At 60.0% G+C, this 26,720-nt stretch carries 25 protein-coding genes; 15 read left to right on the top strand and 10 right to left on the bottom strand.

The genetic code is table 11. The annotated features are described in order from the left end of the window. Positions 1-93 precede the first annotated feature (93 nt). The gene (locus ACM6IO_RS29940; protein WP_008033312.1) at positions 94-486 is read left to right on the top strand and encodes an acyl-CoA thioesterase; all 393 of its coding nucleotides are present in this window, start codon (positions 94-96) and stop codon (positions 484-486) included. Positions 487-668: 182 nt separating this feature from the next. Further along, positions 669-1,547, top strand: a complete 879-nt coding sequence (locus ACM6IO_RS29935) for a formate/nitrite transporter family protein (RefSeq protein WP_414912717.1) — start codon at positions 669-671, stop codon at positions 1,545-1,547. 57 nt (positions 1,548-1,604) lie between these two features. Here the strand turns inward: ACM6IO_RS29935 and ACM6IO_RS29930 are convergent, their stop codons facing one another. Further along, positions 1,605-2,324 carry a hypothetical protein gene (locus ACM6IO_RS29930; protein ID WP_192227565.1) on the bottom strand — a complete coding sequence of 240 codons (720 nt, stop codon included), beginning with the start codon at positions 2,322-2,324 and terminating at the stop codon, positions 1,605-1,607. Between the two features lie 285 nt (positions 2,325-2,609). Next, a complete protein-coding gene (locus tag ACM6IO_RS29925) occupies positions 2,610-3,779 on the bottom strand; it encodes an MFS transporter (RefSeq protein WP_192227566.1) in 1,170 nt (389 codons plus the stop codon). Positions 3,780-4,062: 283 nt separating this feature from the next. Here ACM6IO_RS29925 and ACM6IO_RS29920 point away from each other — a divergent pair, with 283 nt between their 5' ends. After that, positions 4,063-4,896, top strand: coding sequence for an EamA family transporter (locus ACM6IO_RS29920; RefSeq protein ID WP_414912716.1), 834 nt, complete (start codon positions 4,063-4,065; stop codon positions 4,894-4,896). Positions 4,897-4,937: 41 nt separating this feature from the next. Next, positions 4,938-5,321 (top strand): MAPEG family protein, encoded by a 384-nt coding sequence (locus ACM6IO_RS29915; RefSeq protein ID WP_008045013.1) that lies wholly within the window; start codon positions 4,938-4,940, stop codon positions 5,319-5,321. 173 nt (positions 5,322-5,494) lie between these two features. Here the strand turns inward: ACM6IO_RS29915 and ACM6IO_RS29910 are convergent, their stop codons facing one another. Next, on the bottom strand, positions 5,495-6,679 hold the full coding sequence (locus ACM6IO_RS29910; RefSeq protein ID WP_223556599.1) for a murein transglycosylase A: 1,185 nt from the start codon (positions 6,677-6,679) through the stop codon (positions 5,495-5,497). Positions 6,680-6,807: 128 nt separating this feature from the next. Between ACM6IO_RS29910 and ACM6IO_RS29905 the strand changes: the two genes are divergently transcribed. Further along, positions 6,808-7,257, top strand: coding sequence for a c-type cytochrome (locus ACM6IO_RS29905; protein WP_008033302.1), 450 nt, complete (start codon positions 6,808-6,810; stop codon positions 7,255-7,257). Between the two features lie 128 nt (positions 7,258-7,385). Here the strand turns inward: ACM6IO_RS29905 and ACM6IO_RS29900 are convergent, their stop codons facing one another. The 4 genes from ACM6IO_RS29900 to ACM6IO_RS29885 form a co-directional block, all read right to left on the bottom strand. Next, a complete protein-coding gene (locus tag ACM6IO_RS29900) occupies positions 7,386-7,781 on the bottom strand; it encodes a DUF1090 domain-containing protein (protein ID WP_008045011.1) in 396 nt (131 codons plus the stop codon). A gap of 98 nt (positions 7,782-7,879) precedes the next feature. Further along, positions 7,880-9,553 carry an NAD-dependent DNA ligase LigB gene (gene ligB, locus ACM6IO_RS29895; RefSeq protein WP_192227568.1) on the bottom strand — a complete coding sequence of 558 codons (1,674 nt, stop codon included), beginning with the start codon at positions 9,551-9,553 and terminating at the stop codon, positions 7,880-7,882. 256 nt (positions 9,554-9,809) lie between these two features. Next, on the bottom strand, positions 9,810-11,000 hold the full coding sequence (gene metK, locus ACM6IO_RS29890) for a methionine adenosyltransferase (RefSeq protein ID WP_008033298.1): 1,191 nt from the start codon (positions 10,998-11,000) through the stop codon (positions 9,810-9,812). 18 nt (positions 11,001-11,018) lie between these two features. Continuing rightward, on the bottom strand, positions 11,019-12,014 hold the full coding sequence (locus ACM6IO_RS29885) for an ArsR/SmtB family transcription factor (RefSeq protein ID WP_207284861.1): 996 nt from the start codon (positions 12,012-12,014) through the stop codon (positions 11,019-11,021). 260 nt (positions 12,015-12,274) lie between these two features. Between ACM6IO_RS29885 and tkt the strand changes: the two genes are divergently transcribed. The 6 genes from tkt to fba all read left to right on the top strand — a co-directional run bounded on the left by tkt (position 12,275) and on the right by fba (position 18,629). Further along, the gene (gene tkt / locus ACM6IO_RS29880) at positions 12,275-14,272 is read left to right on the top strand and encodes a transketolase (protein WP_414912715.1); all 1,998 of its coding nucleotides are present in this window, start codon (positions 12,275-12,277) and stop codon (positions 14,270-14,272) included. Between the two features lie 183 nt (positions 14,273-14,455). After that, complete coding sequence (gene epd / locus ACM6IO_RS29875; RefSeq protein WP_008033294.1) at positions 14,456-15,508, top strand: erythrose-4-phosphate dehydrogenase; 1,053 nt, start codon at positions 14,456-14,458, stop codon at positions 15,506-15,508. A 12-nt stretch (positions 15,509-15,520) separates the two neighbouring features. Further along, the gene (locus ACM6IO_RS29870; protein WP_008033293.1) at positions 15,521-16,684 is read left to right on the top strand and encodes a phosphoglycerate kinase; all 1,164 of its coding nucleotides are present in this window, start codon (positions 15,521-15,523) and stop codon (positions 16,682-16,684) included. 34 nt (positions 16,685-16,718) lie between these two features. Then, positions 16,719-16,940, top strand: coding sequence for a hypothetical protein (locus ACM6IO_RS29865; protein WP_008033291.1), 222 nt, complete (start codon positions 16,719-16,721; stop codon positions 16,938-16,940). 56 nt (positions 16,941-16,996) lie between these two features. Continuing rightward, on the top strand, positions 16,997-17,329 hold the full coding sequence (locus ACM6IO_RS29860) for an MliC family protein (RefSeq protein ID WP_414912714.1): 333 nt from the start codon (positions 16,997-16,999) through the stop codon (positions 17,327-17,329). Positions 17,330-17,564: 235 nt separating this feature from the next. Further along, positions 17,565-18,629, top strand: a complete 1,065-nt coding sequence (gene fba, locus ACM6IO_RS29855; RefSeq protein WP_007981624.1) for a class II fructose-bisphosphate aldolase — start codon at positions 17,565-17,567, stop codon at positions 18,627-18,629. 192 nt (positions 18,630-18,821) lie between these two features. On the opposite strand, the gene ACM6IO_RS29850 is transcribed toward fba, so the two are convergent. Next, positions 18,822-19,490 (bottom strand): polysaccharide lyase family 7 protein, encoded by a 669-nt coding sequence (locus ACM6IO_RS29850; RefSeq protein ID WP_192227569.1) that lies wholly within the window; start codon positions 19,488-19,490, stop codon positions 18,822-18,824. A gap of 321 nt (positions 19,491-19,811) precedes the next feature. On the opposite strand from ACM6IO_RS29850, the gene ACM6IO_RS29845 reads away from it, so the two are divergent. From ACM6IO_RS29845 to ACM6IO_RS29835, 3 genes are read left to right on the top strand one after another with little or no spacing between them, the layout of a single operon-like run. After that, positions 19,812-21,935 (top strand): putative bifunctional diguanylate cyclase/phosphodiesterase, encoded by a 2,124-nt coding sequence (locus ACM6IO_RS29845; RefSeq protein ID WP_192227570.1) that lies wholly within the window; start codon positions 19,812-19,814, stop codon positions 21,933-21,935. 46 nt (positions 21,936-21,981) lie between these two features. Next, complete coding sequence (locus ACM6IO_RS29840) at positions 21,982-22,473, top strand: YgjP-like metallopeptidase domain-containing protein (protein ID WP_032832888.1); 492 nt, start codon at positions 21,982-21,984, stop codon at positions 22,471-22,473. A gap of 15 nt (positions 22,474-22,488) precedes the next feature. Continuing rightward, positions 22,489-22,785, top strand: coding sequence for a winged helix-turn-helix domain-containing protein (locus ACM6IO_RS29835; RefSeq protein ID WP_008033286.1), 297 nt, complete (start codon positions 22,489-22,491; stop codon positions 22,783-22,785). 98 nt (positions 22,786-22,883) lie between these two features. On the opposite strand, the gene ACM6IO_RS29830 is transcribed toward ACM6IO_RS29835, so the two are convergent. Next, positions 22,884-23,336, bottom strand: coding sequence for a GNAT family N-acetyltransferase (locus ACM6IO_RS29830; RefSeq protein ID WP_414912713.1), 453 nt, complete (start codon positions 23,334-23,336; stop codon positions 22,884-22,886). A 256-nt stretch (positions 23,337-23,592) separates the two neighbouring features. Between ACM6IO_RS29830 and ACM6IO_RS29825 the strand changes: the two genes are divergently transcribed. Continuing rightward, positions 23,593-24,330: a substrate-binding periplasmic protein gene (locus ACM6IO_RS29825; RefSeq protein WP_008033284.1), complete on the top strand. Its 738-nt coding sequence runs from the start codon at positions 23,593-23,595 to the stop codon at positions 24,328-24,330. Between the two features lie 117 nt (positions 24,331-24,447). Here the strand turns inward: ACM6IO_RS29825 and yccS are convergent, their stop codons facing one another. Continuing rightward, on the bottom strand, positions 24,448-26,631 hold the full coding sequence (gene yccS / locus ACM6IO_RS29820; RefSeq protein ID WP_192227573.1) for a YccS family putative transporter: 2,184 nt from the start codon (positions 26,629-26,631) through the stop codon (positions 24,448-24,450). Positions 26,632-26,720 lie beyond the last annotated feature (89 nt).

Raw genomic sequence — 26,720 nt, 5'->3', positions numbered from 1 at the left:
GGTAATCGTGACCATAGACGATGCTTAATAGAGCTCTAGTCCGGGCTCTGCCATGATGGCACCCATCATTCGGCAAGACGCTCAGGAGTGAATATGAATTTCCACACCCGCAAATGGGTAAAACCCGAAGACCTCAACCCCAACGGCACGCTGTTCGGCGGCAGCCTGTTGCGCTGGATCGACGAAGAAGCGGCGATCTACGCCATCGTCCAGTTGGGCAATCAGCGCGTGGTGACCAAGTACATTTCCGAAATCAACTTCGTCAGCGCCTCGCGCCAGGGCGACATCATCGAACTGGGCATCACCGCCACCGAGTTCGGCCGCACCTCGATCACCCTGACCTGCGAAGTGCGCAACAAGATCACCCGCAAAAGCATCCTGACGGTGGAGAAGATGGTCTTCGTCAACCTCGGTGAAGACGGCCTGCCCGCCCCACACGGCCGAACCGAGATCAAATACGTCAAAGACCAGTTCAAGGACGAGTAATGCGAGTTCCGTAGGAGCCGGCTTGCTGGCGATAGCGTAATCAGCGACAGCGCAGAAACCGAGTCGACCCCATCGCCAGCAAGCTGGCTCCTACAGAATGCGGTTTCATTTGTGGGGCCACTGAACAAGCGCCGAACCCCGCGTGTCGTACCTACATGACACGCCACCGGTTCCGGAGCTCTATGGACGCGCAAAAAGACGGCAAGACCCCGAACCTCTCGGCTGAAGAACGGCACGACGTCGAAAAAAGCCAGCCGCCACGTGCGGCTGTATTGCACGAAATCATCCGCACCCAGGGCGATCAGGAACTCGAACGCAGCGTCGCCGCGCTATGGTGGTCGGCGCTCGCCGCCGGCCTGACCATGGGCCTGTCGCTGATGGCCATGGGGTTGCTCAACTCGCGCCTGCCGGATGGTGAACACTTCAAGGTGATTGCCAGTTTCGGTTACTGCGCCGGGTTCCTTGCGGTCATCCTCGCCCGCCAGCAATTGTTCACCGAGAACACCCTGACGGCGGTGCTGCCGGTCATGACCAAACCCACCCTGAACAATTTCGGCCGGTTGTTGCGGCTGTGGTCGGTGGTGCTGGTGGGCAACCTTTGCGGCACCTTGCTGGTCGCGTATGTGATGTTGCACCTGCCGATTTTCGACACCAGGACCGACCTGGCCTTCCTCGATATCGGGCGCAAAGTCATGGAGAACGACGCGAGCAAGATGTTCGCCAAAGGCATCGTGTCGGGCTGGATGATCGCGACCATGGTCTGGATGATCCCGTCCATGGAGAGCGCCAAGATGTGGATCATCATCCTCATCACCTACCTCATGGCGCTGGGGGATTTCACCCACATCGTCGTCGGTTCGGCCGAGGTGTCGTATCTGGTGTTTGCCGGCGAGTTGCCGTGGAAGGATTTCTGGCTGGTGTTCGCAGGTCCCACGCTGGCGGGGAACATTATCGGTGGCAGCTTTATCTTTGCGCTGTTGAGCCATGCGCAGATTCGCAGCGAAAGCGGGCCGCCGAAAGATAAGGGAGGCGAGGCTGAATCAACATCCGAGGAACGCTAGGCAATGGGCCGGGCGAGTTCTCAGTGCTCGTCCGGCCTTTACGGTCCAGTGCAGCTATCAGTCAGATTCTCGGATGCCCATTTGCGTGATTGCCTCGGTCAAAACCACAGACTTCGGTCCCGTAGTTTCGGCATGCAGGCGTTTGACGGCTTGAAGCAGCTCCCGGTAGTCCGGGGCGCTTCGATGGTTGAGCTTCATCGCCAGCCACGCGGTTTTTCCGGGTGTATCGCCAACTTGATCTAAATAATGCATCGCTTCATGCATCTCTCTAGAGAGTTCCAGTCTGTCCCTCGATGTGGAAAAGGCATCAATCACTGCTTGTTTCAAGTCGTCCAAGGCGTGTTGAGCTTGCTGTCGGAAGGCGATGACTGCTTCGCAGGCTTGATCGTTCTTCAGCTCCAGCATCGCCGCTTCGAACATTTGGTCATCGAGGGCCAAGAGTGCGCCACCCATGGAATTGAAAGTGTATGTTTCGCTGGGTTCATGACCAGAGAAGGCGAGGCCTCCGGCGTTTCCACCGGTGTGCACCAGGCGCTCGATTTGGGGGCGTTTGAGGTGTATTTCGACCACGCCGTTTTCATAGCGACGGATCGACACCCCTTGATCGCTCAACGAATGCACCAGAGTTTCAGGCTGGCCCTGACCGACTTGCGTCGACCCGGTCATGAAATCACTCCAATCATTGTCAATCGGACCTGCAGATAAGCCACGGGTGGCATTGTCCGCGCTGGTCGATGGAAGCGGTGAGAGCGTTGAGGTATGTGTGAGGTTGTTCATGAGTGCCTCTTCCTTTGAGGGCGGTTCGGAAGTTGCACTTTAGGAGAGTGGCGGGGGCTCGGGAGCACGATGTATTAACTTGGAACACATGCCTCAAGTTGATTGACAAAGCCCCTCTGTATGACGCGAAAGGCTCTGTCCCGGGGCTTCCAGGTGGGCATCAGGATACCGGTCCAAGGGCCTGAAGAAACGTCACACAACGTGCGTCCAGATTGCCTTGACGCTGGCGCTCCGTTTTCTGACCGTCACAAAGGGGGCTGCCGGATGTCTCTATGACCTGTCAGGTCAGCCGGCCGGGTCCAGCGCAACGGCACCGCGACGTTGCAGATAAATGAAGAAAAGCGCTGTCAGCACCGTCAAGCCACTGACCAGCGCGCCGGTCCACGGCAAGTCCGCCAGATCCGCGCCGCTGGCGACCACCAGCCCGCCAATCCACGCGCCGGCCGCATTACCGAGATTGAAAGCGCTCTGGTTCAACGTCGAACCCAGATTGGGTGCTTCGTGCGCCTGATCAATGATCAGCAGTTGCAGAATCGGGCACAGGGCGAAGGCGAAGATCCCCCACAACACCAGCGTGATCGCCGCCGGAATCACCGAGTGACTGGTCTGCGTGAACGCGGCCAGCACGACCACCACCGCCAACGCCATGCCCACCAGTGAAGGCAGCAAGCGACTGTCGGCCAGGCGGCCGCCGAGCATGCTGCCCGCCGTCAAACCGACGCCGAACAACAGCAACATAATGGTCACGCCGTGCGGGCTGACCCCGGTGATGTCCTGCAGGATCGGCGCGATGTAGGTGAACACGCTGAACAGGCTGGTCGACGCCAGCACGCTCATGCCCAGGGCCAGCAGCACATTGACCTTGCCCAGCACCTTGAACTCGCTGGCGAGGTTGGCCTTGTCCATGGCGATGTCTTTCGGCAGCCAGACCCATTGCGCAATCGCGGCGATCACACCGATCACCGACACCGCCCAGAACGTCGAACGCCAACCGGCGTATTGGCCGAGCGCGGTGCCCAATGGCACGCCGAGCACATTGGCCAGGGTCAGGCCGGTGAACATCATGGCAATCGCCTGCGCCCGTTTGTTCGGCGCGACCAGGCCGGCCGCGACCACCGAACCGATGCCGAAGAACGCCCCGTGGCACAACGCGGTAACCACTCGGGCGGCCATCAGCGTGGCGTAGTTTGGCGCCAACGCGCACAGCACGTTGCCGAGGATGAACATCAGTGTCATGCCCAGCAGGGTGGCTTTGCGCGGCATATTGGCGGTGCCGACCGCGAGGATCGGCGCGCCGAACACCACGCCCAGGGCGTAACCGGTGATCAACAGGCCTGCGTGGGGAATGCTCACGGCGAGGTCGCGAGCGACGTCGGGCAGCAAGCCCATGATGACGAATTCAGTGGTGCCGATGCCGAACGCGGCAACAGCGAGGGCAAGCAAGGCGAGTGGCATGCGCAAGGTCTCTGTCGGTAGTCTTGACGCTGTGATCAGGCATACGCAGGCCGACGACCGTTCTCGAAGAGAGCGGGTCATGGCAGAAATTATTGGAATTAGTCTGTGCGCAACTGAGTGCGGCGTGGTCGCTTGCAGTATAAACAGCTGCTGACATATGGCGAATCAATTATCTCCCCGCCCTTGTAGGAGCACGGCTTGCCGGCGAAAGCGGTCTCAAGAACGCCTTCGCCGGCAAGCCGTGCTCCTACAGGGTGAGGATGATGAACAAAAGGAGTGTGCCGTGCTTGCAACGGCGTTGGTGTTGGTGGCGGCGCTGTTGCACGCGGCGTGGAACACCCTGATTAAATTCAGTGCGGAACGGTCGTTGGTCGTGGCCTGCATGGACAGCGTGGCGATGCTTTTTGTCGCGCTGATGCTGCCGTTCGTGGCGCTGCCACCGATTGAAATCTGGCCATGGATTCTCGCATCGGCCGCATTCGAATTGCTTTATCGCTATCTGCTGATTCAGGCCTATCGGGTGGGTGATCTCGGTTTGGTGTACCCGCTGATGCGTGGCTTGTCGCCGTTAGTGGTGCTGGCCTTGACGCTGATCTTTGCCGGGGAGGTGCTGACGAATCAGCAGATCTTCGGAATTCTGCTCATCCCGTTGGGCATGCTGTGCCTGCTGTGGCAGGGCGGTGGCGGTACGCGTTTGCCGTGGTCGATGCTGCCGGTGGTGGCGCTGATTGGCCTGTGCATTGGCTGCTACACCTTTATCGATGGCCAGGCGTTGCGGCGCTGGTCGCATCCGCTGGACTACCTGGTCTGGGTGACGTTGCTCAGCGCCTGGCCGTTTCCGCTGCTGGCGTTGGTGCGCAAGCGGCCGGCGTTCATGCTGTTCTGGCGTGAACAATGGCGCTTGGGATTGGCGGTCGGGTTCTGCGTGTTGTTCAGCTACGCTCTGGTGCTGTGGGCGATGCAGCTGGGGTCGATTGCAGAAGCGGCGGCATTGCGCGAGATCAGCGTGATTCTGGTGGTGCTGTTTGGCATGCGCTATCTGAAAGAACCTTTCGGTCGGCCGCGGCTCTTGGCCTGTGGGCTGGTGCTGATCGGCATGTTGGTGATGAAGTTTTGACCGGAATCCGGATTTTATAACTCGAAGAAAGGGACTGCGATATGACGGTTGCTCTGTGGTGCATTTTGATTGCGTTCTTCCTGCCCTATCTCTGCGTGGGTATTGCCAAGATCAGTGGCCGTTTTGGACTGAAAGACAATCATGACCCCCGGGATTTTCTCGAGTCACTGAATGGTTTGGGCCGGCGCGCCTATGCGGCGCAATTGAACAGTTTCGAAGTGACCCCGGCGTTCGCGGCGGCGGTGATCGTGGCCCACCTGGCCGGCAACGCCGAGCTGGTGACGATCAATGTGCTGTCGGTGTTGTTCATCACCAGCCGTCTGCTGTACATCATTTGCTACCTGGCGGACTGGGCGATTCTGCGGTCGTTGGTGTGGTTTGTGGGGATGGGGTTGATCGTGAGTTTCTTTGTGATTTCGGTCTGACATATCTGCGGTGTTTATTTTGGCCCCTTCGCGGGCAAGTCGGATCGCCGCCCGCTCGCTCCTACAGAGATCTGCGGCGAGCACACAATGTGTGATCGACAGCAATCCTTGTAGGAGCGAGCGGGCGGCGATCCGACTTGCCCGCGAAAGCTATCTATCTGCCGCCACAGTAATTAAGGGTTGGCTTTAACCGCATCAGCCACCTGAGGCACTTGCGGCAAGGCAGCGCCTTTGGGCCAGAGCATCCAGATTTGCCCCTGCTGTTTCATGTCGCCAGCCAGTTGCCCGGCTGCTTCGCCGGTGCCCCAGAACAAATCCGCACGGACTTCGCCGGCAATCGCGCCGCCAGTGTCTTGAGCCGCCACCGGGCGAACCAGCGCGGAGCCGTCCGGCCGCGTTGTGGATAGCCACAACAGGCTGCCCAGCGGAATCACTTTGCGATCCACCGCCGCGCTGTAACCCGCCGTCAGCGGTACGTTCAGCGAGCCGCGAGGGCCTTCATTGCTGTCCGGGTTGCGGGTGAAGAACACATAGCTCGGGTTGCTGCCGAGCAGTTCCGGAATGCGCGCCGGGTTGGCCTTGGCCCAGTCGCTGATTGCGCCCATGGTCACGTCTTCTTTCTTCAGTTCGCCTTGCTCTACCAGCCAGCGGCCGATGGGGCGATACGGATGACCGTTCTGGTCGGCATACGCAATGCGCAACTGGCGACCATCGTCGAGCTGAATGCGACCGGAACCCTGGATTTGCAGGAATTGCAGGTTCATCGGGTCGGTCAGCCACGCCACGACCGGCGCCTTGACGCCTTTGGTTTCGATGGTTGCCGCATCGTCGTAAGGCTTGAGCACGCGACCTTCGAGCCGTCCGCGCAGGCGTTTGCCTTTGAGCTCCGGGTAGATGCTGTCCAGAGAGACGATGATCATGTCCTCTGGAACCCCGTATACCGGGATGTTCGCCACGTCAGTTTGGGTCAGGCTGCCGGGGTAGACCGGTTCGTAGTAACCGGTGATCAAGCCGTTGGGATTGTCGTTGGCGGCGCGCAGGCCGTAGACGTCGAGGTTCTGTTTGAGGAAGCCGCGAATGTCACTGGCGGTTTGCGGCACGTTGGTGGCAGCGGCACAGGTCGAGCCCCAGATCGGGTCGGCCTTGAGTCGGGTGCAGGCGCTGCGCCATGAACCGAAGCCGGCGACCAGGTCGTTATCGGACACCGTCGGCAGGGCTTCCCAGGTGGCGCTGGAGTAAGTCGCCAGCGCGTGGGTCTTGGGTTTGTTGTTGTCACCGCCGGTGCAGCCTGCGAGCACGGCCACCATCGGGAGGGTCCAGGCGAGGCGGTGACGCCATGCCTTGAAACGGCTGTTCATGGAGTAATTCCTTTGTCGGTTGCCTGAGTGCTCCATGCGCTCAAACAACCCGTATTGATAATAGGGCTATTGGTCTTTGCCGATGACGCGAGGATACTGGCCGCCGTTTCCCGTGACCTGAAGCCACCATGACTCTTAAAAGACTTTCCGTTGTATTGCTGGCCTGCCTGACCTTGTCCGCGTGCGGCGGTGTCGATCCGAATTCGCCACTGGGCCAGCGCAAGGCAATCTTCAAACAAATGCTCAAGACCGGCGAAGACCTGGGTGGCATGTTGCGCGGCCGCATTCCATTCGACGGCCCGAAATTCGCTGACGGCGCGGTGAAACTCGATGCGCTGTCCCAGGAACCGTGGAAGCATTTTCCACAGGTGCGCGAAGAAGATCACACCAGCGCCAAGGGCGATGTGTGGCAGAAACAGGCACGCTTTCAGGAAATGGCCCGCACCCTTGAAGCCGCCACCGGTGAATTGGTGATTGCCAGCAAGGTTCAGCCTTACAAGGCCAGCAACCTGGGGCCGGCGGTGCAGAAGGTCGAAGATGCCTGCAGTGCGTGCCATAAAGAGTTTCGGGATCATTGATTTGCAGCGCTCTTGCTGACGCTTTCGCGAGCAGGCTCGCTCCCACATTGGAATGCATTCACCTGTGGGAGCGAGCCTGCTCGCGAAGCTCCCTGAAGAACGCTACAAATTCCTGACTTTACCTTTTCTTATTTATCCAGCTCGTCGAGCGCGTCCTGCAGTTCCTTGCGCGACTCGGCCAGTTTGTCTTTGCGCTTGTTGATCTTCTCGGGGTCGCCTTTCTTCATGGCTTTGTCGAGGTCGGCCTGGCGCTGGCTGACGTCATGCTTGGCGTCGAGGACCTTGTTTTCCCGCTCCTTCTTCAGCGAAGCGTCGGTGCAATGCGCAGTGACTTCGCTCAGTGCCGTTTCCAGGCCTGCCTGCTGTTCGGCGTTGCCATGGGATTTGGCCAGTTCGATCTGGTTGATGATGCCCTGTTTCTTGGCGGCACAACCGGTCAGCCCCGGGGCCTCTTCGACGGCCATCAGTGGCGCGGCCATCACGCTGCAAAGGGTCAGCAGGGCGAGCGGTGAAAGAAATTTCATAAAAGCTCCATGTGCAGGTGCAATCGGGTCGATAGGGCGATGGGCGTTTGAGCTCGTCGGCCTCTTTGGGTTCCCGGGCGGGCGAGAATCTGCGGTTGCTAAAAACCGTCGATCCCCGCCGCACGTAATGTGTCGCTCAAGGCCAGGACCTGCGGGTCGCGGAAAAATGCGCTCAATTGCGCCGCGCGTCCCGGGCCTATGCCGGCTTCGGCCTGCCATTGTTCGGTATTTCGTTGTGCCAGTTCCTGCCAGGAGTCGGCGAGGTTTGCCTGGCCGGTTGGTGGTAAACCCAGAGCTTTGAGCCAGCGAGCAAAAGGGCGTTGGCGGGCACTGTTGAAACTGTTTAGAAGACGAGTACTGCTGCGCTCGCCGAAGCCGTTAATGTTAGCAAGCTCTTGAGCATCGAGGGTCAACCAATCCAGCAGGCCGTTCAGGTGGCCTGTTTCGAAAAGTTTCTCCCATGTTCCTGGGCCGACATGAGGCATGGCCAACCCTTGCTTGCCGCTGAGCCAGGTCAGTCGCGCGAGAAACTGGCTTTCACAGCCCGGCGTCGGTTGCCAGCAACTCAAATGATGAAAGTCCGCTGCCAGCGGCGCGTTCAAGGCTGGGCGTTCGGCGGCGCGTAATACGACGCCGTCGAGCCGGGGAATGGTCAGTCCCGCGAGGCTGATGGACACCTGATCGCCGGGGCGGATGTCCAGCTCCTCCCAGCGCCGCAGTGAGCTGACGCTGACACGCTTGATCTGCCGGTCATCGAGCGTCACCGGTTTCAAGTCCAGCACGGGGGTGATCCGTCCGGTGCGGCCGACCTTGAAGTCGACTTTGCGTACTTCGGCCAACGCCTGGGCAAAGGGGTATTTCCAGGCGACGGCCCAGTACGGTGTTTTTGCCTGCCAGCGCTCGGCCGAAGGCCGTTGGCTCTGGCGCAGGACCACACCGTCACTGGCAAAGGGCAGGGGCGAGTGGTACCAGTAATCGCGCCAGTGTTCAGCATCGGCAACTGTCTGTACCGGCTGACTGTAAGGCGCGATGCTCGGCAAACCCAGCTCATCCAGAGCAGCGATGCGAGCAGGCAGACCGGCCGGGCCTTGTGGCCAGTCCCAGATAAACAGGCCGATGCCGGTGGCCTGCTCAGGGCTGAGTTCCTTGCGCGCCATCAAGCCGGCCACGGTGGTGCGGGCATTGAGGCTTCCGGCTTTGACTTGCACATGGTCGACCAGTCGCCAATAGAGTTCGCCTTGCACCAGCAAGTCCAGCGGGCGCGACAGTTGTCGGGGGATGGCGGGGATCAGTCGCGCCGAGGCCGTCCAGTCTTGCCCGTTTAATCCGTCGCCGCGACTGATTGCCTGGTGCAGTACGCCCTTGCGGTAGATCAGCGTCACCGCCACACCATCGACTTTGGGTTGTACCCAGATGTCCTCGCGGCTGCGCAACCAGTTTTCGACCGCATGACTGTCCCGCGCTTTTTCCAGGCCCGTGTGGGCAATGGGGTGGGTAATTTTGCCGCCAGCCGTGCGTAATGGTTCGGGCGTCAGGCCCAAGTCAAAGCAACTGCGCCATTCGGTGAGGCGAGCGAGGGCTTGATCGTAAAGTTCGTCGGCGACCAACGAGCGGCCATGGCGGTGATAACTGTCATCCCAGGTGTCGATCTGTTTTTGCAGGGTGGTGATTTCGTCCAGAGCCCTGACGGGCGGCCAGTCGGGACAGTCGGCTGCGGTTGTAGTGAGGCAAAAAAAGCTCAGAGAAAAAACAGAAAACAGGCGCAGAAGCATCGTGAGCGTCCTTGCTCAGGGGGATGCTTGAAGGCTAGTCAGTATTTTCTGGCGGGGACGGTGGGTGTTTTGCCTGGTGTTTCCGGGTGACTGGGCTGGCCTCTTCGCGAGCAGGCTCGCTCCTACAGGGAAATGCATTCCAATGTAGGAGCGAGACCGGCTTGCCGGCGATGGGGGCGACTCGGTCTCAAAGGCAAGACAATAAAAAGCCCCGCACGGCGAACCGTGCAGGGCTTTTGGTACCGCCGGGGAGGTCTTACAGGCCGGCAGCCGAACGCAGGTCGTCGGCGCGGTCGGTTTTTTCCCAGGTGAACGTGGTGAAGGTGTCTTCGCCCACGGTCTTGGTTGCCGGGGTGCGACCGAAGTGGCCGTACGCTGCGGTTTCCTGGTACATCGGGTGCAGCAGGTCAAGCATGGTGGTGATTGCGTACGGACGCAGGTCGAACACTTCGCGAACCAGTTTGACGATTTTGTCGTCGCTGATTTTGCCGGTGCCGAAGGTGTTCAACGAGATCGAAGTCGGCTGGGCAACACCGATCGCGTAGGAAACCTGAATCTCGCAACGCTCGGCCAGGCCGGCAGCGACGATGTTCTTCGCCACGTAACGACCGGCGTAGGCCGCGGAACGGTCAACCTTCGATGGATCTTTACCGGAGAACGCGCCGCCGCCGTGACGGGCCATGCCGCCGTAGCTGTCGACGATGATCTTGCGACCGGTCAGACCGCAGTCACCCACTGGGCCGCCAATGATGAACTGGCCAGTCGGGTTGATGTGGAACTGGGTGTCTTTGGTCAGCAGTTCGGCAGGCAGCACGTGCTTGACGATCAGCTCCATCACGCCTTCGCGCAGGTCTTTGTACGACACTTCAGGGTTGTGCTGGGTCGACAGTACAACGGCGTCGATACCGACAACCTTGCCGCCTTCGTAACGGCAAGTCACTTGCGACTTGGCGTCCGGGCGCAGCCAAGGCAGCAGGCCGGATTTACGGGCTTCGGCCTGGCGCTGAACCAGTTGGTGCGAGAACGTGATCGGTGCTGGCATCAGCACGTCGGTTTCGTTGCTGGCGTAGCCGAACATCAGGCCCTGGTCGCCGGCGCCCTGATCTTCAGGCTTGGCACGGTCAACACCCTGGTTGATGTCAGGGGACTGCTTGCCGATGATGTTCATCACACCGCAAGTGGCGCCGTCGAAGCCGACATCGGAGCTGTTGTAGCCGATGTCCAGAATGACGTTACGCACGATTTCTTCCAGGTCGACCCAGGCCGACGTGGTGACTTCACCTGCGATGATTGCCACGCCGGTTTTTACCAGCGTTTCGCACGCCACACGGGCGAACTTGTCTTCAGCAATGATGGCGTCCAGCACCGCATCGGAAATCTGGTCGGCGATTTTGTCCGGATGCCCTTCGGACACGGACTCGGAGGTGAAGAGGGAGTATTCGCTCATCTCGATTTTTTCCTGAATTTACCGATGGTGAGTGTCGCCAGTTGGCCGCTGAAAGTGGCGGACCTGAATCTGGAAACCATTACGTAAGCCTACATAGAGGCTTTCCCCGGGAACGAGTCCCGCAGCGGTGGCCCAACGGGCCAGATCGTCCTGTTCAAACCCCAACCAGAGATCACCGCAGGCCTCCCTGGCCCAACTCTGGTTGTGGCTACATAACTCTGTCACAAGCAGGCTACCGCCCGGTTGCAGCAATTTGGCCATGTGCTTGAGCGCATCGGCCGGCGCGGCAAAGTGGTGCAGCACCATGTTCAGTACAACGCAATCGGCCTTGAGGCTTACGCCATTCAATGCATCGGCCAGTTGCAGGCTGACGTTAGCCAGCGTTTCACGTTCGCAGACCTGCCGCGCCAATTCGAGCATCGCCTGGCTGTTGTCCAGCGCGGTGACGTGAGTGAAGCGGCGCGCCAGTTCCGGCAGAAAAGCACCGTCGCCAGGGCCGACTTCGATGGCCGTGGCGCCTTCGCTGAAGCTCAGTTTATCGAGCAAGGCCACCACGCTTTCGCGGTACTGCGGCAGGCCGGCAATCAGGTCTTGCTGGGCGCGAAACTTCTCCGCGACCCGTGAGAAAAAGTCTTGGCTGGCCGCTGCGCGTTGCCCGTGGACCTGGCCGATCCGCGACTGCACATCGGCAGGCAGGGTCAGGTTGTCCACTTCTTCGAGCAGCGCGGCGTGCAACTTGCCGCCGAGCAGGTCGGTGTGGGGCAGGGCGCGACGGTAGAAAATCGCGTTGCCTTCACGGCGCGTCGCCACCAGGTCGGCCTGGGCCAGTACCTTGAGGTGATGACTCATGCCCGACTGGCCAATACCGAAGATCTGCGCCAGCTCGAGTACGCCAAACGAGTCGTTGGCCAGCGCGCGCAATACATTCAGCCGCAGAGGATCGCCACCGGCCTTGCACAGGGCCGCCAGCTCATCGCTCTCGTCATGTTGAATGGAAGGCACGCGTAAATTCATAGGGCCAGCAGTCTAGTGACGGTCAGAAAGTACCGCAAGAGCAATATCAAAAAGTTTTGATATTGCTCGATGGGTGGCACTTCTGATGACTTGTTCCACTCTACAAACGAATAGCAGAAAGGTTTCACCAGCCGAAACCGTCTTTATCCATTGGAAAAACTCCTTCAGATGACTATCTGTCATTGCCGCGAGGCATGCCTGTGAGGGAAAATGCTCGCCTTTTTTCCGTTTCGTTTTATTCAAACCCTAGGAGATCAGCGATGCCCAGCCGTCGTGAGCGTGCCAACGCCATTCGTGCCCTCAGCATGGATGCCGTGCAAAAAGCCAACAGCGGCCATCCCGGTGCCCCGATGGGTATGGCGGATATCGCCGAAGTACTTTGGCGTGACTACCTGAAGCACAACCCGAGCAATCCATCGTTCGCCGACCGTGACCGCTTCGTGCTGTCCAACGGCCACGGCTCGATGCTGATCTACTCGCTGCTGCACCTGACCGGCTACGACCTGTCGATCGATGACCTGAAGCAATTCCGTCAACTGCACAGCCGCACCCCGGGTCACCCGGAGCTCGGCTACACCCCGGGCGTTGAAACCACCACCGGTCCACTGGGCCAGGGTCTGGCCAACGCCGTGGGTTTTGCCCTGGCTGAAAAAGTCCTGGCGGCGCAGTTCAACCGTCCGGGCCACAACATCGTTGACCACCACACCTATGTGTTCCTGGGTGATGGCTGCATGATGGAAGGCATTTCCCACGAAGTCGGCTCGCTCGCCGGTACTTTGGGCCTGGGCAAGCTGATCGCCTTCTACGATGACAACGGCATCTCCATCGACGGCGAAGTCGAAGGCTGGTTCACCGATGACACGCCGAAGCGTTTCGAAGCCTACAACTGGCAGGTGATCCGCAACGTCGACGGTCATGATCCTGAAGAGATCAAAATCGCCATCGAGACCGCTCGCAAAAGCGCGCAGCCGACCCTGATCTGCTGCAAGACCACCATCGGTTTCGGTTCGCCGAACAAGCAAGGTAAAGAAGACTGCCACGGCGCCCCATTGGGTGACGCGGAAATCGCACTGACCCGTACTGCTTTGAAGTGGAACCACGGTCCGTTCGAAATCCCGGCCGACATCTACGCCGAGTGGGACGCCAAGGAAGCCGGCCGCGCTGCCGAAGCCGAGTGGGACCAGCGTTTCGCTGCCTACTCCGCCGCTTTCCCGACCGAAGCGAACGAACTGATTCGTCGTCTGAGCGGTGATCTGCCGGCCGACTTCACCGAGAAAGCCGATGCTTATATCGCTGAAGTCGCTGCCAAAGGCGAAACCATCGCCAGCCGTAAAGCCAGCCAGAACGCTCTCAACGCATTCGGCCCGCTGCTGCCTGAGTTCCTCGGCGGCTCCGCTGACCTGGCCGGTTCCAACCTGACCCTGTGGAAAGGCTGCAAAGGCGTCACGGCTGAAGACGCCAGCGGCAACTACATGTACTACGGCGTACGCGAGTTCGGCATGACCGCCATCATGAACGGCGTTGCCTTGCACGGCGGCCTGGTGCCTTACGGCGCGACCTTCCTGATGTTCATGGAATACGCCCGCAACGCTGTGCGCATGTCGGCCTTGATGAAGCAGCGCGTGATCCACGTCTACACCCACGACTCCATCGGTCTGGGCGAAGACGGCCCGACTCACCAGCCTATCGAGCAACTGGCCAGCCTGCGCTGCACGCCAAACCTCGACACCTGGCGTCCAGCCGACGCCGTGGAATCGGCGGTGAGCTGGAAGTGCGCACTGGAGCGCAAGGACGGTCCTTCGGCCTTGATCTTCTCGCGTCAGAACCTGCAGCACCAAACCCGCAACGCGATTCAGATCGAAGAGATCTCCCGTGGCGGTTACGTGTTGAAGGACTGTGCAGGCGAGCCTGATCTGATCCTGATCGCCACCGGTTCCGAAGTCGGCCTGGCGGTTCAGGCTTATGACAAGCTGACCGAGCAGGGTCGCAAAGTGCGCGTCGTTTCGATGCCGTGCACCAGCGTGTTCGATGCCCAGGACGCCGACTACAAGCAATCGGTCCTGCCGTTGCAGGTCAGCGCCCGTATCGCCATCGAAGCCTCTCACACGGACTACTGGTACAAGTACGTGGGCCTGGAAGGTCGCGTCATCGGCATGACCACCTACGGCGAGTCGGCGCCTGCGCCAGCCTTGTTCGAAGAGTTCGGCTTCACCCTGGAAAACATCCTGGGTCAGGCTGAAGAGCTGCTGGAAGACTGATCCAGAAGTTGCGTTATCGGGGCTGACGCCTTCGCGGGCAAGCCTCGCTCCTACAAGGGATAGCGTTGTTGGCGGAATTGGGGTCATCCCGATCCTCAACAATCGCAAACCTGTAGGAGCGAGGCTTGCCCGCGAAGACGGCAGGCCTGGCGACCACATTCCCAAGCGTCATCGAGAACCCCCATGCCTCAACCGCGTCCCTACAAAGTTGCACTCAACGGCTACGGCCGGATTGGTCGTTGCGTCTTGCGTGCGTTGTTTGAGCGAGGCTCGGCGGCCGGGTTTGAAATTGTCGCGATCAACGATCTGGCGGACATGGCCAGCATCGAATACCTGACACGCTTCGACTCCACGCACGGGCGTTTTCCCGGCGAGGTGAAGGTCGACGGCGATTGTCTGCATATTAATGGCGACTGCGTGAAGGTCCTGCGCAGTGCCACCCCCGAAGGCATCGATTGGGCGTCCCTGGGCGTCGATCTGGTGCTGGAGTGCTCCGGCGCTTACCACACCCGTGAAGACGGTCAGCGTTTCCTCGACGCCGGCGCGCCACGCGTGCTGTTTTCCCAGCCGATGGCCAGCGAGGCGGATGTCGACGCCACCATCGTCTACGGCGTGAACCAGGATTGCCTGACCGGCGACGAGCTGCTGGTGTCCAACGCATCCTGCACCACCAACTGTGGCGTTCCGTTGTTGCGCCTGCTGGATCAGGCCATCGGCCTGGAATACGTGTCGATCACCACCATCCACTCGGCGATGAACGATCAGCCGGTGATCGACGCCTATCACCACGAAGACCTGCGCCGTACGCGTTCGGCGTTTCAGTCTGTGATTCCGGTGTCCACTGGTCTGGCGCGTGGCATCGAACGCCTGTTGCCGGAACTTGCCGGGCGAATTCAGGCCAAAGCCGTGCGGGTGCCGACGGTGAACGTGTCCTGCCTCGATATCACGATGCAGACCGTGAGCGATACCGACGCCACCGAGGTCAACCGGATTCTGCGCGAGGCTGCCACCAGCGGCCCGCTCAAAGGCCTGCTGGCCTACACCGAGCTGCCCCACGCAAGTTGTGATTTCAACCATGACCCACATTCGGCGATCGTCGATGCCAGTCAGACCCGAGTTTCCGGCCCACGGCTGGTGAACATCCTGGCCTGGTTCGACAACGAATGGGGTTTTGCCAACCGAATGCTGGACGTTGCAGAACACTATCTGCAAACAGCAACTTCAAAAAAACCGTAGGAAGTGCGACCCATGACCGTGTTGAAGATGTCCGACCTCGATCTGCAAGGTAAGCGCGTATTGATCCGCGAAGACCTCAACGTCCCAGTCAAGGACGGTGTTGTCACCAGCGATGCGCGAATCCTGGCCTCGCTGCCGACCATCAAGCTGGCCCTGGAAAAAGGCGCGGCCGTGATGGTCTGCTCGCACCTTGGCCGTCCGACTGAAGGCGAGTTCTCGGCCGAGAACAGCCTCAAGCCTGTCGCTGACTACCTGAGCAAGGCCCTGGGCCGCGAAGTGCCGCTGGTTGCCGATTACCTGGGCGGCGTTGACGTCAAGGCCGGCGACATCGTGCTGTTCGAAAACGTGCGCTTCAACAAGGGCGAGAAAAAGAACGCTGACGAACTGGCCCAGCAATACGCCGCCCTGTGCGACGTGTTCGTGATGGACGCCTTCGGCACCGCTCACCGCGCCGAGGGTTCGACCCACGGCGTGGCCAAGTTCGCCAAAGTTGCGGCCGCGGGCCCGTTGCTGGCCGCCGAACTGGACGCACTGGGCAAAGCCCTGGGCGCTCCGGCTCAACCAATGGCAGCCATCGTTGCCGGTTCCAAGGTATCGACCAAACTCGACGTGCTGAACAGCCTGAGCCAGATCTGCAACCAGCTGATCGTCGGCGGCGGCATTGCCAACACCTTCCTGGCCGCAGCCGGTCACCCGGTCGGCAAGTCGCTGTACGAACCGGACCTGCTGGACACCGCTCGCGCCATCGCCGCCAAAGTCAGCGTGCCGCTGCCGGTCGACGTAGTGGTCGCCAAGGAATTCGCTGAAAGCGCCACCGCCACCGTCAAGCTGATCGCCGACGTTGCGGCAGACGACATGATCCTGGACATCGGCCCACAGACCGCGGCGAATTTCGCCGAGCTGCTGAAGTCGTCCAAGACCATCCTGTGGAACGGCCCGGTCGGCGTGTTCGAATTCGACCAGTTCGGTAACGGCACCAAAGTCTTGGCCCAGGCCATCGCTGAAAGCTCGGCGTTCTCCATCGCGGGCGGCGGCGACACCCTGGCGGCCATTGATAAATATGGCGTAGCGGATCAGATCTCCTACATTTCTACCGGCGGCGGCGCATTCCTCGAATTCGTCGAAGGCAAGGTGTTGCCGGCCGTAGAAGTCCTGGAAAGTCGGGCCAAGGCCTGAGGTCGCTGATTTGACCAGGCAAAGGAGTGTTCAGATGGTCAAGACGCTAGCGCTGTTGATCGTCGCCGGTTCACTGGCGGCTTGCGGGAGTAACCCGAAGGCCGCACCGGAACCTGCGCCGCAATCGGTACAAAAAAGCTGCTACCAGGCTGACTGGCAAGCGGAAACCAACCCGGTGCTCAACAAGCGTTCCGGGCCTGATGGCCTGGACAAATACGAAACACAGACCCCCGCCAAGGAACATGGTTGTCCTTGACGGGTCTGACTCCTTACTCAGGGCTGGCAGCGTGCGCCGTCAGTCGAGGAACACGGATGAAAGGTTTTATCGCCATTACGGCGCTGGTGCTGCTGGCAGGTTGCTCGAATTTTGACCTGTTCAATCCGGCCCAATCGACGGACAGCTGGGCCACCTGGACCTGCGACAGCCAGGCCAAAGTGGTCTGGCGCTACACTGACGACAGCCATAAGGCCGTCGACGTGCGCCTCGGCGGGGCCGATCAGGTCTATCGCCTGAAGCTTGAACCAGGCGCCGAAGGTTCGCTGTACAGCAACGACATGCTGGCGTTTCACATAAAAGGTGAGGAAGGCCTGGTTTACTGGGTCGCCACCAACGATTTGATCGGCCGCGGTTGTAAAGCCGAGTAATTGAAGGCTTGTGCCAAGCCTGTAGGAGCGAAGCTCGCTCGCGAAGAGGGCGCCACATTCAACGCATGTGGTGTCAGTTAAACCGCTTTCGCGAGCAAGCTTCGCTCCTACAGGGTTTCTGCGTAATACCGAATGAGCGGACTGGATTAACCCCCGATCTGCAATAACTTGAATAGCCGCCGCCGCTCCGGCAGGCTGGCACGATTAACGACCCAAACCGGGAGAGACACACACAATGGCACTTATCAGCATGCGCCAGATGCTGGACCACGCAGCCGAGTTCGGCTACGGCGTTCCAGCCTTCAACGTCAACAACCTTGAGCAGATGCGCGCCATCATGGAAGCCGCTGACAAGACTGACTCCCCGGTGATCGTCCAGGCGTCGGCCGGTGCTCGCAAATACGCCGGCGCACCGTTCCTGCGTCACCTGATCCTGGCGGCAATCGAAGAATTCCCGCACATCCCGGTGTGCATGCACCAGGACCACGGCACCAGCCCTGACGTCTGCCAGCGCTCCATTCAGCTGGGCTTCAGCTCGGTGATGATGGACGGCTCCCTGGGCGAAGACGGCAAGACGCCGACCGACTACGACTACAACGTCCGTGTTACCCAACAAACCGTAGCCATGGCTCACGCCTGTGGCGTATCGGTAGAAGGCGAGCTGGGCTGCCTGGGTTCGCTGGAAACCGGCATGGCCGGTGAAGAAGACGGCATCGGCGCTGAAGGCGTTCTGGATCACAGCCAGATGCTGACCGACCCGGAAGAAGCTGCCGACTTCGTCAAACGCACTCAAGTCGACGCCCTGGCCATCGCCATCGGCACCAGCCACGGCGCGTACAAGTTCACCAAGCCGCCTACCGGCGACGTGCTGGCCATCGACCGCATCAAAGAAATCCACAAACGCATCCCGAACACCCACCTGGTAATGCACGGTTCGTCTTCGGTTCCGCAAGAGTGGCTGGCGATCATCAACCAGTACGGCGGCGACATCAAAGAAACCTACGGCGTACCGGTTGAAGAAATCGTCGAAGGCATCAAGCACGGCGTGCGCAAGGTCAACATCGACACCGACTTGCGCCTGGCATCCACCGGCGCGATGCGTCGCCTGATGGCCACCAACCCGAGCGAATTCGACCCGCGTAAGTTCTTCGGCGCGACCGTGACTGCGATGCGTGATGTGTGTATCGCTCGCTACGAAGCCTTCGGTACTGCCGGCAACGCTTCGAAGATCAAAGCGATTTCGCTGGAAGGGATGTATCAGCGTTATCTGAAAGGTGAGTTGAACGCCAAGGTTAACTAAGCCTTCAGCGTTTGAGTTGCACAAAAAACCCGCCGAGAGGCGGGTTTTTTTATGGGCGATGATTAATGGTCAATGCGATCCCCTGTGGGAGCGGGCTTGCTCGCGAAAGCGGTGTGTCATTCAAAATTGATGTCGTCTGACACTACGCTTTCGCGAGCAAGCCCGCTCCCACAGGTTCTGCCGTGATTCACATCACTTATCGTGATCAATATCCAGTTTGCTAAATGTCACTTTACCGCCTTCACTGGTGTACCCGGTGTTGTCCTGCACATACACCCCGGCCTTGAAGTACAGGGGTTTGACCCGCCACGTGGCGCTGATGTTGGTGTCCCACTGATAACCCGCGGCACTGATGCCCAACGCACCACCAGGGCTGAGGTGGATGAGGTAGGAGAACTCCTGATCCAGCTTCACGCCAGTGGCGATGGTGATTACCCGGCCTACGTCGTCATCGGGGTGCATGCGCACTTTGGCGACGATGTTGCCGGTCTTGGTGGTGGTCTTGTACTGATACTCGACCTTCACCATGGGTTTCTGGCTTTCGTAGGCGTGGATCTGGCCGATGACGATTTTGCCGGAGCTCGGCACCTGGTTCACCGCCAGGGTGGCGCGCAGGGAATTGTCGGCGTCCGGGTAGTACCAGTTTTTCAGGGTGCCGTTGCTGTAGGTTTCCCGTAGTTCGGTGCGGGGGTATTTGGCATTTTCGGTGCGGGTGCCGGTCACCGGCGACCAGAAAAACAGTGTGCCGGTGTCGGAGTGGAAGTATTGATCCTTGAACCCACTCACCAGTTTGGCCGTTTCAACGGTGTACGGCGGGTTACCGACGGGAACGCTGAGGTTCCAGGATGCGAGATCGATCATAGGCAAAGCTTCCACGAATTTTGCGGCACGGACGTACCAGAAGCTCTAGCACGCGCCTTTGGGGGCGGTCTTTATAAGCGTAGAAGGCTATTTTGTTAACGTCTGTCTGACAAATGGATGACGTCAAAATCCTGTTAAAAGGCCATCTTTCCCGGTTTTAGCGGGCTGTAGAGGCGACCGTTAGTCGGGCAATGAACCCTTTAGTTAAATGATGGCGTACTGATATCTTCTGCTTTCGCGAATCCCGGTCTAGAGTGAAGACGTAATATTTGTCCGGTTTTCACGAGAAACCGGCCTGACGCCCCGACATAGAGAAGCAGCATGGAATGCGCGCAACCCACGCCAGCCGAAGGCAGCTCAACCCTTTTAATCGTCGATGATTACCCTGAAAACCTGATCAGCATGCGCGCGTTGCTGCAGCGCCAGGACTGGCAGGTCATTACTGCTGCGTCCGGTTTCGAAGCCCTCGGCCTTTTGCTCGAACACGATATCGACCTGGTGCTGCTGGATGTGCAGATGCCGGGCATGGATGGCTTTGAAGTGGCGCGCCTGATGCGCGGCAGTCAGCGCACCCGTCTCACGCCGATCATTTTCCTCACCGCCAACGAACAGTCCCAGGATGCCGTGATCAAGGGCTACGCCAGTGGTGCGGTGGATTACCTGTTCAAACCGTTCGACCCGCAGATTCTCAAGCCCAAAGTCCAGGCGCTGCTGGAGCATCAGCGCAATCGCCGGGCGTTGCAGCGCCTGAGCCACGATCTGGAGGTCGCACGCGCCTTCAACGCCTCGGTGCTGGATAACGCCGCGGAAGGCATCCTGGTGGTCGGCGAGGACGGTTTGATCCGCTTTGCCAACCCGGCGATGTCGCGACTGCTCAACGCCACGGTGCAAGACCTGCAAGGCAAAGAGTTTCTGGATTACCTGCAAAAGCCACATATTCCGGTCTGGGCCGATTCAGAACTGCTGGCCGGTTACAAACGCGGCGAAACCCTGCGCCTGCACGATGCGCTATTGCGTACAGCGCCGGGCCAGCAGGTGCCTGTCGCACTTTCATGCGCGCCATTGCCAACCGAGCAACACGCGATGGTGGTGACGGTGCTCGACATGTCGGTGGTGCGTCATCTGCATCAGCAGCTGGAATTCCAGGCGGTGACCGACCCGTTGACCGGCCTGCTCAATCGCCGTGGTTTCTATCAGACCGTGGAAAACCTGCTGCTGCGCGGTGAGCGTAACGACAGCGCCTGGGTGTTGCTGTACCTCGACCTCGACGGTTTCAAACGGGTCAACGATTCCCTTGGTCACGATGCCGGTGACCGCGTGTTGCGCTGGGTGTCCGAACAGCTGAAGGCTTGCTTGCGACCCTTCGACATTCTGGCGCGCATGGGCGGCGATGAATTCACGGCGCTGCTCGATCTGGAGTTCCCCGAGCAAGCGGCCAAGATTGCCGAGAAGCTGATTGAGCGGGTGTCGATCTGTCAGCAGATCGATGGGCTGGATATCGCCCTCGGGGCAAGCATCGGCATCGCCACGTATCCGGATTGCGGGGCCAATCTCGATGGTTTGCTGCGAGCGTCCGACATCGCCATGTACGAAGCCAAGCGTGCCGGGCGTCAGCAATATCGCTTCTATGACCATGACATGAACGGTCGCGCGCGCTCACGGTTGATGCTCGAAGAAAGTGTGCGCACCGCCATCGAAAACCGCGATTTCAATCTGGTGTATCAACCGCAGGTGGCCATTGCCGGAGGGCAGATTCGCGGGTTCGAAGCCCTGCTGCGCTGGCAGCATCCGAGCGTCGGCGACGTGCCGCCAGGGCTGTTTTTGCCGTTGCTGGAAGAGGCGCGGTTGATCAGTCGCCTGGGCAGCTGGATTTATCATCGCGGCGCCGGGCAACGCAAAGCCTGGGAAACCTTGTTTGCCGAAGATTTGGTGCTGGGCGTCAGCTTGAGCAGTACACAGTTCGGCATGCCCAACCTGGTCACCGAGTTGCGTCAGGTGCTGGAGCGCCATGGCTTGCAGGCGCGGCATCTGGAGGTCGAGGTCACGGAAGAGGCCTTGATGCACAACCCCGATGAAACCCGCAAACAACTGCGCTTGCTGCGCAATCTGGGGGTGCGGGTGGCGCTGGATGATTTTGGCTCCGGGCCGTGCTCGTTGTCGCATCTGCGGGATCTGGAACTGGACACGCTCAAGCTTGACCGGCATGTGATCGCCCGGTTGCCGGACTCCTCGCGGGATGCGGCGTTGGTGCGCAATGTGATCGACCTGTGCAAGCAGTACGGGATGCTGGTGATCGCCGAAGGCGTGGAAACCATCGCGCAATATGAATGGCTGCAAGCCAATGGTTGCGAGTACGTGCAAGGTTTTCTGGTGGCGCGGCCGATGATGGCCGAGGACGTCGGCGACTTTGTGCGGCCGTTCGACTGGAGCACGTTGGTCGACTGAATTCGCTACACTGGCGGCCTTTCAGTAATTGATGTTGCCTATCCCGATGACCGCGTTGAAATACCTTCAGGCCTATCCCGTAGAGTTGCAGGACCAGGTGCGCTGGCTGATCACCGAAGGTCGGCTGGGCGATTACCTGGACAAGCGCTACCCGCAAAAGCACGACGTGCAGAGTGACAAGGCGCTGTATGCCTATGCCCTGGACCTCAAGCAGGAATACCTGCGTAACGCCCCGGCCATCGATAAAGTGTTGTTCGACAACCGTCTGGACCTGACCCATCGCGCCCTCGGCCTGCACACCACGATCTCGCGGGTGCAGGGCGGAAAACTCAAGGCCAAGAAAGAAATTCGCGTGGCCTCGCTATTCAAGGAAGCGCCTTGCGAGTTTCTGAAGATGATCGTGGTGCATGAGCTGGCGCACTTCAAGGAATCGGATCACAACAAGGCGTTCTACAAGCTGTGCGAACACATGTTGCCGGGGTATCACCAGGTCGAATTCGATTTGCGGGTGTACCTGACGTGGCGGGAAATGCAGTAGCCAAGGAGTGTGTGGATGGACGTGAGCAAGACCAAGAGCAGCTTCTATCGCCGTTTATACGTGGCGTACCTGATCGACAGTGGGCTGGCCAGCAGCGTCCCGGCATTGACCGACGTGACCGGCATGCCCCGGCGCACGGCGCAGGACACCATTGCGGCGTTGGCGGATCTGGATATCGTTTGCGAGTTCGAGCAGGAAGAGGGCGCGCGCAACCATGCCGGTCGCTATCGGATTCGCGAGTGGGGAGCGATTGATCGGGGATGGATCGAGCGGAATCTGCGGCAGATTAAAGCGGTGTTGGAGTATCCCTAGCTCCTGCGGTGTTTGATCTGGCGCCTTCGCGGGCAAGCCTCGCTCCTACAGAAACAATGAAGTCCATGTAGGAGCGAGGCTTGCCCGCGAAGAGGCCCTCAAGAACGACGCATCCCGATATGCGGAATGCCATCTTCCACGTATTCCTCACCCGCCACGACAAACCCGTACCGCCCGTAATACCCCTGCAAATGCGCCTGCGCCGACAGATAAACCGGCACATCAGGCCAACGCTTCGCAGCCTGCTTCAACGCCAGGGCGATCAGCTCATGACCCAACCCTTTGCCGCGCGCCTGCGGGGCGGTAAGCACCCGGCCGATCACCACGTCGCCGCCCTGTAATTCCGGGTCGAGCAAACGCAGGTACGCCACCAGCTGATCGCCGTCCCAGGCCATCAAGTGGCAGGTGTCACCCTCCAGATCCTGGCCGTCCACGTCCTGATAGACGCATTTCTGCTCCACAACGAAAACCTCTGAGCGCAGCTGCAGAATGGCGTACAGCTGCTCTTTGCCCAGATCACTGTGGTGCTTGCAGATCCAATCGATTGTCATCTTCACATTCCGTTGACCTAGTCGCTCCGATACTAATCGCCTGGGCGAAAGATGTCTTTATGGCAGAGAAATCTGTGACAAAGGCCAAAATGCCATCATTCAATTCGCGCGGCGTTGTCTTCTTTGTGTAATCTGGGCTGAAGCGCTGTGCAGTGGCTTCGATGAGCTAATGTTGGTACCTGGGTTTCGCCGTTACGGGGCCTTGGAGTTTTGGCTGAAAACACGTCGGGCAGCCGCCCGCTAAGGATTTTCGAGCATGCCGCGATTGCATCGAGCTTTGGCCTTGATCGGATTGCTGTTGCTGACTCAGAGCGCGGCAGCGGAAAAGCTGCGACTGGTAGCCGATGCCTGGCCACCCTTTACTGATGCGACGCTGCTCAATGGCGGCCTGGCGACGGACATTGTCAGCACCGCGCTGGCGCGAGCCGGCTATGCCAGTGACTTTGAACAGGTGCCCTGGGCACGCGCCCTGATGGGTGTGGGCGAAGGCCGTTACGATGTGCTGGTGAATGCCTGGTATACCGAAGAGCGCACCAGGCTCGGCCGGTTTTCCGGCGAGTACCTGCTCAACCGCGTGCGCTTTCTCAAGCGCAAGGACGCACCGATCGAATACAACAACCTGCAGCAGCTGCACACTTACCCGATTGCAGTGGTACGCGGTTACGCCTATTCACCGGCGTTCGATGAGGACGCCTCGCTGCAGAAGGTCCCGGTGCACAGCTTCGCCATGGCCGTGCGCATGGTCGCTGCCGATCGGGTCAAGCTGACGCTGGAAGACGAATACGTCGCGCGTTATTACCTGGCCCGGGAGTCCGCCAAGGTGCGCAATGCCGTGGAGTTCCTGCCCAAGCCGTTGAGCGAGAACAGCCTGCACATTCTGGTCAGCCTGAAAAATCCGCACCACGAAGAGATCGTGGCCAGTTTCGACCGTGAGATTGCGGAGATGAAAGCGGATGGCAGTTATGAGCAGTTGATGAAGCAGCACGGGATGTAGTTTTTGCGGTGTTGCTGATGGCCTCTTCGCTGGCAAGCCTAGCTCCTACAGGTATCGCGGCGATACTTGTAGGAGCGAGGCTTGCCCGCGAAGAGGCCGGCCCACTCACCACACATCTCAATCCTCGCCGGTGTCCTTGATCAAATGCGCCGCCAATGTCCGCAGCGGTCCCAGTTGCCGGCAGATCAACGCCAACTGCGTCTGCACCAGCCGCTGCCCTTCATCGATTTCATCCGGCATCTGCTCCAGCTCATTGGCCAGTGCCTCTTCCTCATCACTCTGAATCGCAATCGGCAGTTTGCTCGCCAACCCTTGAGCGATTTCATCGATGCTCGCCGCCAGTTTCACGCCGGCCCCTTCGATCAATTGTTCGCGCACGTCTGCCGGCAGTTGGGTTTCACGGTGTGCACCCAGTCCTGACAAATAGCTGAGCAAGGTGTGCGACAACACCAGGAAGCGGAACCCGACATCCGCCTCCTTACGGAAATGCCCCGGCTCCATCAGCATGTTGGCGAGCGTCGTCGAGAGCGCCGCATCGGCGTTGTGCGCGTTGCGCCGGGCCAGGCGATAAGCCAGGTCGTCGCTCTTGCCGGCGGCGTATTGCTGCATGATCTGGCGCAGGTAAATGCTGTTGCAGGTGAGGGTGTTGGCCAGCACTTTGTTCAAGCGTCGGCCCTGCCAGTCCGGCAGGAACAGGAACACCGCCAGGCCGGCAATCAGGCTGCCGAGCAAGGTATCGAACAGTCGCGGCAGGAACAGGCCGTAACCGTCGCCGACCTGGTTGAAGCAGAACAGCACCATCAGCGTGATCGCGGCTGTGGCCAGGGTGTAGCGGGTGGTACGGTTGATAAAGAACACTACGCCGGCGGCGATGGCGAAGCACGACTGGATCAGCGGATTCGGGAACAGATCGAACAGCGCCCACGCCACGGTCAGGCCGATGGCGGTGCCGATGATCCGCTGACCGAGCTTGCGGCGGGTCGCGCCGTAGTTCGGTTGGCAGACGAACAGCGTGGTGAGGATGATCCAGTAACCCTGCGACGGGTGAATCAAATGCACCATGCCGTAGCCGATGCTCAACGCCAGGGGCAAACGCAGGGCATGGCGGAACAGCAGCGAGGTCGGCGTCAGCTGCGTGCGCAAGCGAATCCACACATCCTTGAGGCTGCGTGGCGAACGGTCGAGCAGGCTGCTGTCGGTGGCGTCGGCGAGGGCGTCGGGGTTGCTCGCATCGCTGAGCAAACGGTCGAGGGTGCCGAGGTTGGCGGCCAGGGCGCGCAAGGAGCGCAGCAGTCCGCGCCAGGCCGGGTTGCTCTGGATGCGCAGGTGTTCGAGGGACGCGTGCAGGTCGCTGAGGGCTTCGGCAAAGCTGGCGTCATAGATGAATGGCTGGCGCATCTGGATCGATTCCGCCAGCGCTCGGCAAGCCTTGCCCTGTTGGCGCAGCAGGCGCTGACAGCGGAACAGCACGTCGCTGTGGAAAAAGGCGTCGGCCAGCGCGTTGTACGGATAGTGCGAGGAGCTGGCGCGCTCGTGGATGTCCTGAGCGAGGAAGTAGAGCTTCAGGTAACGGCTGACTTTAGAGCCCGGTCGACCGTTGCCGACCCGGTGCAGAATGATTTCCTTGGCAGCGTTCAGGGCCGCCACGACCCGACCGTTCTGCTGGGCCAGCTCCAGTCGGCGCGCTTCCACGTCCATCTGCCGGATCGGCTCGAACAGCGACGATTTCAGCTTCAGGTAAAAGCCCAGTTCGCGGAACAACCGCGCCAGGCTCTGTTGCACCGGCTGGTTGGAAAACATCGCCTGCCACAACACCGAAAGCAAACCGTACCAGGCCGCGCCGGCCACCAGCAGCACCGGTTCGTGCCAGAAATCGGTCACTGCGCCGCCGCGCTGGTCCACGCCGATCATGGTGTAGACCGACAGAATCAACGTCGCCGAGGCAATCGCGCCATAACGTTCGCCGAGCGCACCGAGCATGGTCAGGCAGAAAGCGGCCAATGCGAAAGCGATGATGAACAGGACGGGGTAGGGGAAGAGCAGTTCGACGGACAGGGCCGCGACGATGAAGCAAACCAGCGTTACGGCCAGCGAATTGAGGCGGCCCTGCCAGCTGTCGTCGGTTTCGGCCAGGGCGCTGGCGATGATCCCCAGGAACAACGGGATCAGCAGCCCCATTTCATCCTGATACCAACACAGCGCCATGCTGCCGGTCAGGGCGATGAACACCCGCACGCTGTAACTGAATTTATCCAGCGCCCAGAGGCGACGCAGGGACTGACGAAAAGGGGTCGATGGCATGAAGTGCGAGGGCCTTCCGAGGCAATGACGCTAAATTGAGCCAGTAATGACGCCGACGCAATGGCGCCGATCACATCTGACAGCAAAAT

This window comes from Pseudomonas sp. IT-P44, assembly GCF_949768225.1.
GTDB lineage: Bacteria > Pseudomonadota > Gammaproteobacteria > Pseudomonadales > Pseudomonadaceae > Aquipseudomonas > Aquipseudomonas migulae.
Note: the sequence above shows the minus strand (reverse complement) of the source record. Positions and strands in the feature narration are given on the sequence as shown.